Below are 14682 nucleotides of genomic sequence, written 5' to 3'. Positions count from 1 at the left end.
CATTTACGTATATGAAAGGACCTATATGGAAATAAATATAAGAATATAAGCAATTCTTTCCCTAAAGAAAGTATTTGACCTGATCATATTTCCGAAAAGCAGGTTATACATGACATTATTGATAAAATATGGTATACTATCCAATAGTTTATAAGGGGATACTATAATAAAAAGCATGATAAAAGGGGAAGTAAAGAAAATCCATTAATATAAGGAGGTACTATATGGCCAGAAATATAAAAAGCAGCAAGGAATTAGGCAGCTTAGAAGAGTATGAGCTCCTTTATGAAGAGGAGTTAAAAGACATAAATAGTTTCGGTGTACTGTTAAAACATAAGAAAACAGGTGCCAGAATCGCCCTTGTCTCAAATGATGATAACAATAAGGTATTTTCTGTAGGCTTTCGGACACCTCCCTTTGACAGCACAGGGGTTGCCCATATTATCGAACACTCCGTTTTATGTGGTTCCAGGGACTTTCCGGCTAAAGATCCTTTTATTGAACTTGCCAAGGGTTCACTTAATACATTTTTAAATGCCATGACTTATCCGGATAAGACAATATATCCCGTTGCCAGTTGTAATGAACAGGATTTTCAGAATCTGATGCATGTATATATGGATGCAGTGTTCTATCCGAATATCTATAACAAGGAAGAAATCTTCCGGCAGGAAGGCTGGCATTATGAGCTTGAAAGCATGGAGAGCGATTTAATCTATAATGGAGTTGTTTATAATGAAATGAAGGGAGCCTTCTCCTCTCCGGAACAATTTTTATTCCGTACGATACAGAATGCTTTGTTTCCGGATACAGCCTATGGAGTGGAGTCAGGCGGGGACCCGGATTATATTCCGGACTTGACTTATGAGGCGTTTTTGGATTTTCACAATAGATATTACCATCCCTCCAACAGTTATATCTATTTGTATGGGGATATGGATGTCAATGAGAAGCTTTCCTGGCTCCACGAGAAATATTTAAGTCAATTTGAATACCATTTTGTGGACTCAGAAATTAAGTTCCAGGAACCCTTTAAAACCCACAGAGATATTACTGCCTTCTATCCTTTGAGCGAGCAGGAGGAGCTTTCTAATAATACCTATTACAGTTATAATCTGTCAATTGGCACCAGCCTTGACAGTGAATTGTGCATGGCATTTCAGGTACTGGAATATGTATTACTGTCCTCACCGGGCTCACCCTTAAAGCAGGCTTTATTAGATGCGGGAATCGGAAAGGACATTATCAGCAGTTATGATAGCGACACTTACCAGCCGATATTTTCAATTGTAGCAAAGAATGCAGATATCAACCAAAAAGAAGAGTTTATTAAGATTGTTCGAGAAACGCTGGAGAAAATAGTGCGGGAAGGTGTGGATGAGAAGTCCCTTCGTGCTGCTATTAATTACTATGAGTTCAAATACAGAGAAGCAGACTTTGGACAATTTCCCAAAGGCCTTATGTATGGCATACAGATGCTTGGCAGCTGGCTATATGATGATTCCAAGCCCTTTATTAAATTGAATTCCAATGCCATCTTTGATAATCTAAAAGCTAAAATTCAGACAGATTATTATGTCAGACTAATTGAGAATTATTTATTAAACAGCTCTCATATAGCGTTGGTAACCCTTGTTCCTAAAAAAGGACTTACCTCAGAAAAAGAAGCAAATTTAAAAGAAAAGCTGAAGAACTATAAAAACAGCCTTTCAGTTTCAGAACTGGAGAAGCTGATAGAAGATACCAGGAGCTTAAAAGAGTACCAGGATACACCTTCCACCAGAGAAGAACTGGAGAGCATTCCTTTACTCAACGTAGAGGATATCGATACAAAATCACAGCCTTTCTATAACAGTGAGAAAGACATAGATGGTATTACCATTGTTCATCATAATGTTTTCACCAACGGAATCGCTTATATGCGCCTGATCTTTGACCTGGAGGATATTCCGAAAGAACTGACGCCTTATATCGGACTTCTTTCCTCTGTTTTGGGGCTAGTGGATACAGAGCACTACAAATATTTGGAGCTGTCCAATGAAATCAACATCCATACCGGTGGCATCAGCACGGATTTAAGCTGCTACGGCAAGAAGAATACCCAGAATGAATACCTGCCGGCTTTGATTATGGATGTAAAGGCTTTGTATGAAGAAATGGATGATGCCTTTGATTTATTAAAAGAGATCATAAGCTTTACCAAACTTGATGATAAGAAACGTCTGCTTGAGATTATATCAGAAATAAAATCAAGATTACTGATGCATTTAACCTCAGCAGGACATTCTGCAGCTGTGGACAGAGCTATGTCATATTTTTCTGAAAGCTCAAGGTTCAGCGAAGAGGTAAAGGGTATTTCATTCTATAAATTTATTGAAAGACTGGAAGGAAACTTCGCAGCAGAAGCTGATGAGACCATCAGCAAGCTGAAACTTCTGATGAATTATATTTTCAGAAGAGATAATCTGATTATCAGCTTTACCTCTAATGAGGAAGGATTGGACACCTTAAAGGATAAGCTTCTGCCCTTTGTAGAACAGTTAAAGGATGAGCCGATTGAAAAAGTAAATGAGCACTTTGATCTTATACAAGCAAACGAAGGTTTTAAAACCTCCGGGCAGGTTCAGTATGTAGCAAGAACGGGTAACTTTATGAAGGCAGGTTTTGAATACACCGGCGCATTGGAAGTACTGAAAGTTATCTTAAGTTATGAATACCTTTGGACCAATATCCGTGTAAAAGGCGGAGCCTATGGCTGCATGTGCGGTTTCTCCAGTATCAGCGGAAACGGATATTTTACCTCATACCGTGACCCTAATCTGAAGGAAACCAACGAAATCTATGAGAAGACAGCGGATTATATCAGAAGCTTCACAGCGGATGAACGGGATATGACAAAGTATATCATCGGTACTATCAGCGGTATAGATACTCCCCGTACACCTCGTATGAAGGGGGATGCTTCCATGGGAGCTTATATTACAGGCCTTACCGAAGCCGATGTTCAAAAGCAAAGAGATGAAATTCTTCATGTTACAAAGGAAGATATCAGGAAGCTCTCTGACATTGTAAAAGCCATTATGGACTGCGGTAATCTCTGTGTAATCGGCAGTGAGAGCAAGATCGAGCAAAACAGGGATTTATTCCTCGAAGTAAAGAATCTATCAAAATAATACGGATACTATTTCTATCAATACAAGACAAAAGAAAGTGTGAAGAATAATAAATGAAAAAACAAGAATATAAATCGGGGTTTGTTACGTTAATCGGACGGCCAAACGTCGGCAAATCAACCTTAATGAACCATTTAATCGGGCAGAAGATAGCAATAACCTCTGATAAACCTCAAACCACAAGAAACCGTATACAGACTGTTTATACGGAGGAAAACGGTCAGATTATCTTCTTAGATACCCCCGGTATCCATAAAGCTAAAAACAAGCTGGGAGAATATATGGTTTCCATAGCAGAGCGCACCATGAAGGAAGTAGATGTGGTGTTGTGGCTGGTAGAGCCGTCCACCTTTATCGGAGCCGGTGAAAGGCATATTGCAGAACAGCTGCTTGCCGTAAAGACCCCGGTTATTCTTGTTATCAATAAAGTTGACACTGTTAAGAAAGAGGAGATATTAAAGTTCATAGAGGCTTATAAGGATTTATATGCCTTTGCGGATATCGTACCGGTGTCTGCCTTGAAAGGTGAGAATACCAAAGAGCTTCTTCATACGATATTTAAGTATTTGCCTCAAGGACCGATGTATTATGATGAAGATACCATCACGGACCAGCCAGAGAAGCAGATTACGGCAGAACTCATAAGAGAGAAAGCCCTAAGGCTTCTAAGTGATGAGATTCCACACGGAATAGCTGTAGCAATAGACCGTATGAAAGAGAGAAAAGACGGCAGCATGATAGATATTGATGCTACCATTGTATGTGAAAGAGACAGTCATAAAGGCATTATAATAGGTAAGAATGGAGAAAAGCTCAAAAAAATCGGCATGCAGGCAAGAAAAGAAATTGAAAACCTGCTTGATATGCAGGTCAATTTAAAGCTTTGGGTAAAGGTTAAAAAGGACTGGCGTGACAGTGATTTTCTTATTAAAAATTATGGCTACGATAAGCGTGAGATGTAAGAAAATTTAGAAATAGTCTTCAAGCTGGATAGGATTCCCGGTTTAAAACAGCTCTAAGGTGGGCATGCTTATAATGTAAACATTAGATGTTAAAATTAGAACTGTTTTGAAGGGGGAAATAAAAATGCAGAACAAAGAACATTGGGAAAGATTTGCAAAAAGCGGAAACATATACGATTATTTAAGTTACATTGCTTGTACCGTTGAAAGAGGAATGGAAATGAATAGCGGTAACAAGAGAGAGGATGGCAGCCTGGATGATGGCATTGGCTGTGACGGGAATGGTTCTTTCAGCCATGCCCGTGGGTGAGTATGATAAAAGATTGGTCATACTTACGAAGGAAAAAGGAAAAATAACAGCATTTGCAAAAGGCGCTAGAAAACCCGGTAGTGCCTTTTTAGCATGCAGCAATCCGTTTTCTTTTGGAACCTTTGAATTATATGAGGGCAGAAGTGCTTATTCGGTACTGTCCGTTAATATAACAAATTACTTTGAAGAATTAAGGCTCGATGCAGAGGCGGCTTATTTTGGGATGTATTTTTGTGAGCTTGCTGACTACTATTGCCATGAATTTGAAGATGGAGAAGAGACCCTTAAGTTATTGTACCAGTCCTTAAGAGCCTTAAGTCATTCGAATATCGGTAAAGTACTGGTGAGAAGGATATATGAACTTCGCCTCTTTCAGATAAATGGAGTGGCACCGCAGGTATTTTCCTGCTTAAAATGTACGGGAGCAGAAGACTTAATCTATTATAGTTTCAGTCTTTCTGGGGTTCTTTGCAAGAAATGTCATACGGGTAATAATGATACGATAAAAATTTCCGGTGCGGCCCTTTATACTCTGCAGTACATATTAAGTGCTCCATTAACCAAGCTCTATACCTTTAAGGTATCCGATGAGGTTTTAACTGAGTTGGAGGTATTGGTGGACAACCATGCAAAGCTTCAAATTGATAAGGAAATGAAATCCTTAAAAATCCTGAATATCATGTTATTACCATAATTTTAGGTTGAAATTAACAGTTTTTAAGGTTACAATGATAAAGACTTTAACAACAGACGGAAAACAGGATGAAAGAAAATTTTAATCGAAAGGATTGCCACAGACAGCTTCTTTCACTCCTATTATAATGTGGCACTATCACAGACTGTTCTGGGATATGCAACGGGTACAATTATGAAGAAACTGATTTTTAGTACAGCCCTTATATTATGTCTTGTCATGCTTGCCGGCTGTAGTAAAAATAAAGAAATTGATACGAATAATATACAAAAGAATACTTTATTGATAACAAAAGAAGGCACCCTGGAAGCCGGTACCGTTGAAAGCTTTGATAAAGCCTACTATAATCTTACGGAACTAGATAAATATGTCACAGATAAGATTAATCAGTATAATACGGCAAAAGGAAATGAAGTAATAACCAAAAAGAATCTGGAGTTAAAAGGCTCCAATGCAGTGTTAGTAATTACCTATGCTACCATTGATGACTATAATAGCTTTAATCAAACAGATGTTAAACTTCTTAACACCGGGGACGTTAATAATGCGGGGATTGATCTGCCTCAGAATTTCTCTGCGGCAAAAAAGAACAAAACCGTTACCTTAAGCAAAGCTTTTGAAAATAACAAATATAAAGTACTGGTTCTAAAAGAGAAGCTTGACGTATTACTGCAAGGTACTATAAAATATTATTCTGGCGGAACGCTGGTGGATAAGCACCATATAGAGTCTGCTGATAATGCAACGACGATTATCATATATAAACCGTGATTCGTTAAGAATTACGATTACTTTATGCAATTTCGCAAGTTATCTTTCGGAATTGCATTTTAAAAGTGAAAATGTTTTTGCTTTTTAAGCTAATTTATAAGCATTAAGCCCAAAGAGGCAGAGGGAGATTTTACGATGGAAAAGACGATGGAGAAAATAGTAGCCTTAGCCAAGGCAAGAGGATTTGTGTATCCCGGTTCTGAAATCTATGGAGGACTTGCAAATACCTGGGATTACGGAAACCTTGGAGTAGAACTAAAAAACAATGTGAAAAAGGCCTGGTGGTCAAAATTCATACAGCAAAACCCTTACAATGTAGGTGTTGACTGTGCCATCCTGATGAACCCTCAGACTTGGGTGGCTTCCGGACATTTAGGCGGCTTTTCTGATCCTTTGATGGACTGCAAAGAATGCCATGAAAGATTCCGTGCCGATAAGTTAATTGAGGATTATGCCTCAGAGCATGGCATCGAATTTGAGAATGCGGTTGATGCCTGGTCACAGGAAGAAATGAAATCCTATATTGATGAACATAGTATAAATTGCCCTACATGCGGTAAACATAATTTCACGGATATCCGCCAGTTCAACCTGATGTTTAAGACCTTCCAGGGTGTAACGGAGGATGCTAAAAATGTCGTATACTTAAGACCTGAGACAGCACAGGGTATATTCGTAAACTTTAAAAATGTACAGAGAACCTCCAGAAAGAAGATTCCTTTTGGTATCGGACAGGTGGGTAAATCCTTCCGTAACGAAATCACTCCGGGAAACTTTACGTTCCGTACAAGAGAGTTTGAACAAATGGAACTTGAATTCTTCTGTGAACCGGATACAGACCTTGAATGGTTTGCTTATTGGAAACAGTTCTGCATCGACTGGCTGCTTTCCCTTGGTATGAAGAAGGAAGAAATGCGTGTCAGAGACCATGAAGCAGCAGAGCTTTCTTTCTATAGTAAAGCAACCACGGATATTGAATTCTTATTCCCCTTTGGCTGGGGTGAATTATGGGGTATTGCTGACAGAACAGACTATGACTTAACCCAGCATCAAAATGTATCCAAGGAAGATTTGGGCTACTTTGATGATGAAAAGAAGATTAAGTATGTGCCTTATGTAATTGAACCTTCTCTTGGAGCAGACAGAGTAACCTTAGCTTTCCTTTGCGGTGCTTATGATGAAGAGGATTTGGGAGAAGGAGATATCCGTACTGTACTTCGCTTCCATCCAGCCCTTGCACCGGTTAAGATCGGTGTGCTTCCTCTTTCCAAGAAGCTTTCAGAAGGTGCTGAGAAAGTCTTTACCGATTTATGCAAGCTTTATAACTGTGAATTTGATGACAGAGGTAACATTGGTAAGAGATACAGAAGACAGGATGAAATCGGAACACCTTTCTGCATCACCTATGATTTTGAATCAGAAACAGATGGCTGTGTAACCGTGCGTGACAGAGATACCATGGAGCAGGAAAGAATTCGCATCGAAGATTTAAAGACTTACTTTGAAAAGAAATTTGAGTTTTAGAAGTGACAAATGGCAGAAGGAAAGATTTAACTGATAATTTATATCATTTTTATAAAATTTTAAAGGAAAAAAATCTTTCCTTATCTACCAATGTTATGATATAATGTTAAGTGGTGACTAGAAAGTCAAAATATTGAAATTTTATTAGGAGGTAATTACCAAAATGGCAAAATGGGTATATTTGTTCAAAGAAGGTAAAGCAGATATGAAAAACCTGCTTGGTGGTAAAGGTGCTAACTTAGCAGAAATGACTAATTTAGGACTTCCCATTCCCCAGGGCTTTACTGTAACAACAGAAGCTTGTACCGACTATTATAACAGCGGAAAGAAAATTACTGATGAAATCAAAGGACAGATCTTTGATGCACTCAAAATCTTAGAAGATCAGCAGGGAAAGAAATTTGGCGATACAGAGAATCCTTTATTAGTATCAGTACGTTCCGGAGCTAGAGCTTCCATGCCTGGTATGATGGATACAATCCTTAACTTAGGTTTAACTGACGTTGCTGTTGAAGGCTTCGCTAAGAAAACAGGAAATCCCAGATTTGCATATGATTCCTACAGAAGATTTATCCAGATGTTCTCTGACGTAGTTATGGAAATCAGCAAAGCAAAATTCGAAAGAGTTTTAGATGAAATCAAAGAGAAGAAAGGTGTTAAATTCGACACTGAACTTACTGCTGATGATTTAAAAGATGTTATTGTTCAGTTCAAAGCTTTATACAAAGCTGAAAAAGGCACAGAATTCCCTCAGGAGCCTACAGAGCAGTTAATCGAAGCTGTTACTGCAGTATTCCGTTCATGGGACAACCCTCGTGCTATTTACTATAGAAGAATGAATGATATCCCTGGAGATTGGGGAACAGCTGTAAACGTACAGGCCATGGTATTTGGTAACATGGGCGATACATCCGGTACAGGTGTTGCTTTCACACGTAACCCTTCTACTGGTGAAGCTAAGATTTACGGTGAATATTTAATCAATGCTCAGGGTGAAGACGTAGTTGCCGGTATCAGAACTCCTCAGCCTATTACTAAGCTGGAAGAGGACATGCCTGAAGCTTTCGCTGAATTCATGAGAATTGCAACTTTGTTAGAGAATCACTACAAAGATATGCAGGATATGGAGTTCACAATCGAAGATAAGAAACTTTTCTTCTTACAGACACGTAACGGTAAGAGAACAGCTCCCGCTGCTCTTCAGATCGCTTGTGATTTAGTAGACGAAGGAAAGATTACAAAGGAACAGGCTATCGCAAGAATCGAAGCTAAATCCTTAGATCAGTTATTACATCCCGGATTTGACGTTGCAGCTTTAAAGGCAGCTAAGCCTGTTGGTAAAGCTCTTCCTGCTTCTCCTGGTGCAGCAGCTGGTAAGGTATACTTCACAGCAGAAGATGCTAAGAAGAACCATGAAAAAGGTGAAAGAGTAGTTCTTGTTCGTCTTGAGACATCTCCTGAGGATATCGAAGGTATGCACGCAGCAGAAGGTATCTTAACTGTTCGTGGTGGTATGACCTCTCACGCAGCCGTTGTTGCTCGTGGTATGGGAACAGCTTGCGTATCCGGTTGTGGTGAAATCGTAATTGATGAAGAAGCTAAATACTTTACAATCGCTGGACAGACCGTAAAAGAAGGAGATTACATCTCTCTTGACGGTTCTACAGGAAATATCTACATTGGAGATATCCCTACTGTAGAAGCAGCTATCAGCGGTAACTTTGATAGAATTATGACATGGGCTGATGAAATCAGAACATTAAAGGTAAGAACAAATGCAGATACACCTGCTGATGCAGCTAACGCTGTTAAGTTCGGTGCTGAAGGTATCGGTCTTTGCCGTACAGAGCATATGTTCTTTGATGCAGAGAGAATTCCTAAGATCAGAAAGATGATTCTTTCTAAGACTGTAGAAGCAAGAGAAGAAGCTCTTAACGAGTTAATACCTTTCCAGAAAGGTGACTTCAAAGGCTTATACGAAGTTATGGAAGGAAGACCTGTTACTATCCGTTTCTTAGATCCCCCGTTACATGAATTCGTTCCTACAGAAGAAGAAGATATCGTTGCATTAGCAAAAGATATGGGTCTTTCCGTAGAAGAAGTAAAAGCTACTTGCGATTCCTTACACGAGTTCAACCCTATGATGGGTCACAGAGGATGCCGTCTTGCCGTAACATATCCTGAGATTGCTAAGATGCAGACAAGAGCCGTTATGGAAGCTGCTATCGAAGTAAAAGCAGAAAAAGGCTTTGACATCATTCCTGAAATCATGATTCCTTTAGTAGGCGAGAAGAGAGAGTTAAAATTCGTTAAAGATGTTGTAGTTGAAACAGCAGAAGCTGTTAAGAAGGAAAAAGGATCTGACATCGAATATCATATCGGTACCATGATCGAAATTCCTCGTGCTGCATTACTTGCTAACGAGATTGCAGAAGAAGCTGAATTCTTCTCCTTCGGTACAAACGATTTAACACAGATGACATTCGGTTTCTCCCGTGATGATGCTGGTAAGTTCTTAGACGCTTACTACACCAACAAGATTTATGAGTCCGATCCATTCGCAAGACTTGATCAGGACGGCGTTGGTCAGTTAGTTAAGATGGCATCTGAAAAAGGACGTGCTACAAGACCTAACATCAAGCTTGGTATCTGTGGAGAGCACGGTGGAGATCCTTCAACCGTTGAATTCTGCCACAAAGTAGGATTAAACTATGTATCCTGCTCACCTTTCCGTGTGCCGATCGCTAGACTTGCAGCAGCTCAGGCAGTTCTCAATAATAAATAATTTATATAAACTGAAAAGCAGTCCTTTATGGGCTGCTTTTCTTTAGGATTTGGGCTCTTTGTCAATGATGGGGGTGGGATTCATTTGAATCCCACTCCATCACTGAGTTTAGAGCTATTTTAATGTACTGGTCTATAATCCATGTTTTAGGGCATGAGAAATAAACCTCCTGCCGTCTTCTTTTTATTTAGATAGAACTATGTATAATCCTTGTACGGAACCTCTCGAAATTCTTCATGCCAAAAGATACCCTTTTTAATACTTTTATCTTGTTATTATACCCTTCTGTAGGTCCGTTGGTATATTTGTACTTAAAGGCATTCAAAATACCTTGTGACCAATTCCGATAAGTCTTCGCACAGGCTTCAAATTCGGGAATACCTGATTTTTCAGCTGTCTTCACCCATTCCCAGAATCCTTCCCGTTGATACTTATACTTCTCGCTCTGGCAGATTTCATAAAACCATTCCTTAAGTCGGTGGGCAGTCCTCAGATCATCATTATAAAGTAGCATCAGATCGCAAGCCTTCTTGTTCTCCTCTTTTAGTTTATTATATCTTGTAAGTATCAGCTTCCGGCTTCTCTTGTAGTACCTGCGCAAATTCGAAGGCATCTTCTTTTGAAGGCGTTTTCTTACATTTTCAATCGCCCAAGTAACATATCGAATGAAGTGATATTTGTCAATTATAATAGTTGCATTAGGAAAATAGGCTTTCGCCAAGTCTACATACGGTTCCCACATATCACAGATAAAGAACTTCACTCGATACCTTTGGGTGCGGTTCCATGTACGGAAATAGGCGGATAAATGCTTCTGAGTTCTGTCAGGTAGAATATCAAGAATACGATGTTTCTTTGCATCTACCAGAATACACTGGAACTTTCCAGCATCCGTATTACCTTTAAACTCATCAATTGAGATGCACTCAGGAACAGAAGGGGAGGAGTAGTTGATGGTATCCAATAACCGGGAAACGGTACTAACGGAAACATTCGTATCAACAGCAACGGACTTCATGCTGCGTAGATTCCTGAGTAGGTCGATGATTTTATAAGACAATCTAAGGGTACGCCTTTTGTAAGGAGCGAGAAAAGTATATTTCTCGAGGAACCTTTTCCCGCAACTACAGGAATAACGTCTCTTTCTCAACACCAAATAAGTGTGCTTAAGCTGAAATGGGAGGTCCTTAATTGTCTGAGAGCGGTAATCATGAATGCGTTTTGTCTGTTTGCCACAATGAGGACAGATCTGTGTCGATGGCTTTGTTTCGATATAAATACGGACAAAAGAGTCAGCTTGAATTACATTTTTAATTAAAATATCTTCTAATCCTAAAAGTTTTCTGGTACAATTAGAATGCATTGAGAGATCCTCCTTTGAAAGTGGTTGTTTGGTAGACGGCATTTTCGAGGGAGGTTTCTTTTATTATAAAACATAAAAATAAAAGTTGGAATGTGTTTTATTTACACACCCCAACATTTATTATAGAACCAGGATTTGTGTCAATACTAGGGGTAGGATTCTTTGAATCCTACCCTATATCTAAATTGCAAACAAATACCAGTTTATTTAAAGAGAGGAATGAAAGCAGGATGTTAATGAATAATGTAATCAATTGGCTTCTTAAAGATGACACACCCGAAGTTAAATACCGTACAATGACCGAGCTTCTAGGTATGCCAAAAGACGAAGTTGAAGTGAAAAATGCTTATGAAAATTTATTAAGTTCAAAAAGGCTTAGTTTAGTCATGGAGAAATTAAAACTTAATAAAAAGTGGGAGGATATCAACGCTTTCTTGGCACTCACGGAATTTGGTTTAACACGCATTGATGTATCTATTGATGATTATATTGAACGTATCATTAAAAATATGAATATGAGTACGAAGTGTGCGAAAATTTTAGTGCTGAGAAATCTGGTATCGCTTGGATATTACGAGCATCCTTGGGTGCAAGAACAAATACCTTTGGTTTTCTCAACTATACGGCAAGACGGCACCGTTCGATGCCTGGACAAATCCAAAAAAACAAACGACTCTAAGTTGCTGGATATGGGGTGCTATAGACAAACTACCACCTATCTTTTACTCGCGGCAGAGCTGAAAAAGATAGGTATTATTCTGCCACAATTTGAACTATTATTAAAATTTTATTTGAACAACTATGTTGTATTCCATTCTAACGATTCCGGAAAGGTAATTATCAAAGATATGGTGGAGACGTTTTATCCGATAGATCATGTACACATAGGTTTACATATGATTATGTATGGGCTTTCGGTTCTTGGTGTGGCGAATCATCCTAATTGCGAAAAGGCATGGGTATTATTAGACAGCAAAAAAGACTTCGAAAGTAAATATATTCTTAGCGAATCTTTCGCTGAGCCTTATTTCGATGTGGGTATGGTGGGTCAACCCAATAAATGGGTAACGCTATATGTTCTACTCTCAGAAAAGTATCGAACAAAATAAGATTTACTGTTTTGCAGTACACTGTTAATGTAAATTAATTTGTTAATCGAGTTAAATGATACTGGATATATAGTAAAGATAAGGATTGCGGTAATTTATGAATTATAGAAAAGATATTGAAAAATGTATGGATTACATTGAAATTAATCTAAAAAATGAAATATCTACAAAAAGTCTTGCAGATTTTTTGGGATATTCCTTATTTCATTTCTGTAGAGTTTTTCAGCTTTATAAGGATATGACACCCATGGAATATATTTTAAGGCGAAGACTTCAACTATCTATTTTGGATATAAAAAAGGGTAAAAAAATTATAGATATAGCAATGGAATACCATTTTGAAACTGCAAGTGGTTATTCAAAAGCATTTAAGAAATATTTTCATAATACACCGTCTCATTTTAGAAGAGAAAATAAAAAAGTATGTGAATTTACTTCAGGCAAAGAGCAGCTGAAAGAACCTGTAAGAATTGAAATTCGCACAATAGATTCATTTACGATTTGTGGTATAAATATGAATATGGATTTTGATAGTACAGAATTTTCTTGGAATATGGCTGCATTTTGGGATAAATATGATGGAGAGAATATTGAAGAAAGACTGTATGCGGATATAAATCCTTTAAAACATGGTGAGATTGGTATTTGTATTAAACAAGATAATAACAACAGCCGAGTCAATTATTTGTTGGGGGTTATCGCTCCAGCTATAGATACAAAGCTTGATTGGACTTACTATACTATATCTGGCGGGAAATATGCAATCTTTACTACACCTCCTGTCAATATGCAAGAAGATGATAAAGGGCTGGCATTAACAGTTAGAAATGTATGGAGGTATATTTTTGATGATTGGTTTACATCTAGTGAGTATTTATATGATGAAACAAGGTTAGATTTTGAATTTTACGATGAGAGATGTCATTACTTAAGAGACTCTGTGATGGAAATTTACATACCGATAAAATAATAGCAATGCAGGAACAGAAATATGTAATGGATGTGGTATTCTGAATAAACGAGGAGGGATATCATGAATATAGTAAAAATAACAGAGGACCATTTAGGTTCTTGTATGGTAATAGCAAAAAAGCAATATCTAAAGGAATGTGAAAGTGTGGATGCGCTCTATGAAGAGCAGTATGAGCAAGAATTATATCAGAGATTGAAGCAACCTTGTATAAAGGGAAATGGAATAGTATGTTTAGATGAAAATCAAGTATGTGGTTATCTATTAAGCGATTGTGATATAGAAAAAAATGAAAATAACTATATTTTAATACCAGTATGGGGATATGGAGCCGAGTATAAGAATAGAAATAAGGTAATTTCCTTTATGTTTCAATCTTTTGCAAATATGGTAATGGTGCTAAGGCATGTAGCTTATTTTAATGTGAAAATTTATGCGCATGATTTAGAAATTATATCATACTTTACGTTTTGCCAATTTGGGATTATGTGCACGTAGGCGGTAAGAAATACTTCTAGATTTATACTTTCAAAGAATGAGGTGCTCTGTAAAGAATTATCAAATGCAGAAATACTTGATAGAAAGTTGGAAATTCTTAAATTATATCACCTTTTAGTTAAGCATTTGCAGCAAAGTCCTGTATTTTATCCTGGGAAAGAGTTTACAGATGAGATGTATATGAACTATATTTTATCGGACACTACCAGAATGTTTGTGGCATGTAGTGGGGATGAAATTATTGGCATAATAGATGCAGCTATGGATAATGAGTGCTTTTTGCTGAATCATAAAAGAGTTTATAATGTTGGCGACATTTATGTAGAGGAAAGATTTAGAGGGAAATTAATTTCACAAGCACTTCTAAGGTTTGTAAATAATACTTTAAAAGAAGAAAAGGTAGAGAAATTATGGGTAGAACATGGTACTGCCAACCCCAATGCAACGGGATTTTGGGACAAGTACTTTGAAAATTACACTTATACATTGGTTAGAGAAATTAATAACACAGGGTTTTAATTAT

At 37.8% G+C, this 14682-nt stretch carries 12 protein-coding genes; 11 read left to right on the top strand and 1 reads right to left on the bottom strand.

The features are described from left to right. Positions 1 to 224 precede the first annotated feature (224 nt). The 7 genes from bsdcttw_RS20750 to ppdK all read left to right on the top strand — a co-directional run bounded on the left by bsdcttw_RS20750 (position 225) and on the right by ppdK (position 10219). Positions 225 to 3173 carry an insulinase family protein gene (locus bsdcttw_RS20750; protein ID WP_185256700.1) on the top strand — a complete coding sequence of 983 codons (2949 nt, stop codon included), beginning with the start codon at positions 225 to 227 and terminating at the stop codon, positions 3171 to 3173. Between the two features lie 53 nt (positions 3174 to 3226). Further along, positions 3227 to 4135, top strand: a complete 909-nt coding sequence (gene era / locus bsdcttw_RS20745) for a GTPase Era (RefSeq protein WP_185256699.1) — start codon at positions 3227 to 3229, stop codon at positions 4133 to 4135. Between the two features lie 124 nt (positions 4136 to 4259). Then, entirely contained in the window at positions 4260 to 4445 is a 186-nt protein-coding gene (locus bsdcttw_RS20740) for a hypothetical protein (protein ID WP_185256698.1), read from the top strand. Beyond that, positions 4381 to 5139 (top strand): DNA repair protein RecO, encoded by a 759-nt coding sequence (gene recO, locus bsdcttw_RS20735; RefSeq protein WP_225903723.1) that lies wholly within the window; start codon positions 4381 to 4383, stop codon positions 5137 to 5139. Before bsdcttw_RS20740 ends, recO begins: the two co-directional genes overlap by 65 nt. Positions 5140 to 5313: 174 nt before the next feature. Then, a complete protein-coding gene (locus bsdcttw_RS20730; RefSeq protein ID WP_185256697.1) occupies positions 5314 to 5910 on the top strand; it encodes a hypothetical protein in 597 nt (198 codons plus the stop codon). A 135-nt stretch (positions 5911 to 6045) separates the two neighbouring features. Further along, positions 6046 to 7434: a glycine--tRNA ligase gene (locus tag bsdcttw_RS20725; protein ID WP_185256696.1), complete on the top strand. Its 1389-nt coding sequence runs from the start codon at positions 6046 to 6048 to the stop codon at positions 7432 to 7434. A 163-nt stretch (positions 7435 to 7597) separates the two neighbouring features. Beyond that, a complete protein-coding gene (gene ppdK, locus bsdcttw_RS20720; RefSeq protein WP_185256695.1) occupies positions 7598 to 10219 on the top strand; it encodes a pyruvate, phosphate dikinase in 2622 nt (873 codons plus the stop codon). A gap of 187 nt (positions 10220 to 10406) precedes the next feature. On the opposite strand, the gene bsdcttw_RS20715 is transcribed toward ppdK, so the two are convergent. Further along, a complete protein-coding gene (locus bsdcttw_RS20715; RefSeq protein WP_185255255.1) occupies positions 10407 to 11582 on the bottom strand; it encodes an ISL3 family transposase in 1176 nt (391 codons plus the stop codon). A gap of 236 nt (positions 11583 to 11818) precedes the next feature. Between bsdcttw_RS20715 and bsdcttw_RS20710 the strand changes: the two genes are divergently transcribed. The 4 genes from bsdcttw_RS20710 (at position 11819) to bsdcttw_RS20695 (ending at position 14678) form a co-directional block, all read left to right on the top strand. Next, positions 11819 to 12691, top strand: a complete 873-nt coding sequence (locus tag bsdcttw_RS20710; RefSeq protein ID WP_185256694.1) for a hypothetical protein — start codon at positions 11819 to 11821, stop codon at positions 12689 to 12691. 97 nt (positions 12692 to 12788) lie between these two features. After that, positions 12789 to 13661, top strand: a complete 873-nt coding sequence (locus bsdcttw_RS20705) for an AraC family transcriptional regulator (RefSeq protein ID WP_185256693.1) — start codon at positions 12789 to 12791, stop codon at positions 13659 to 13661. A 63-nt stretch (positions 13662 to 13724) separates the two neighbouring features. Beyond that, positions 13725 to 14159: a hypothetical protein gene (locus bsdcttw_RS20700; protein ID WP_185256692.1), complete on the top strand. Its 435-nt coding sequence runs from the start codon at positions 13725 to 13727 to the stop codon at positions 14157 to 14159. A gap of 42 nt (positions 14160 to 14201) precedes the next feature. After that, the gene (locus bsdcttw_RS20695; RefSeq protein WP_185256691.1) at positions 14202 to 14678 is read left to right on the top strand and encodes a GNAT family N-acetyltransferase; all 477 of its coding nucleotides are present in this window, start codon (positions 14202 to 14204) and stop codon (positions 14676 to 14678) included. Positions 14679 to 14682: the final 4 nt, after the last annotated feature.

It is taken from the genome of Anaerocolumna chitinilytica, from assembly GCF_014218355.1.
Classification (GTDB): Bacteria; Bacillota; Clostridia; order Lachnospirales; family Lachnospiraceae; genus Anaerocolumna; species Anaerocolumna chitinilytica.
The sequence above is the reverse complement of the archived record's forward strand: the minus strand, read 5'-3'. Positions and strand labels throughout refer to the sequence as shown.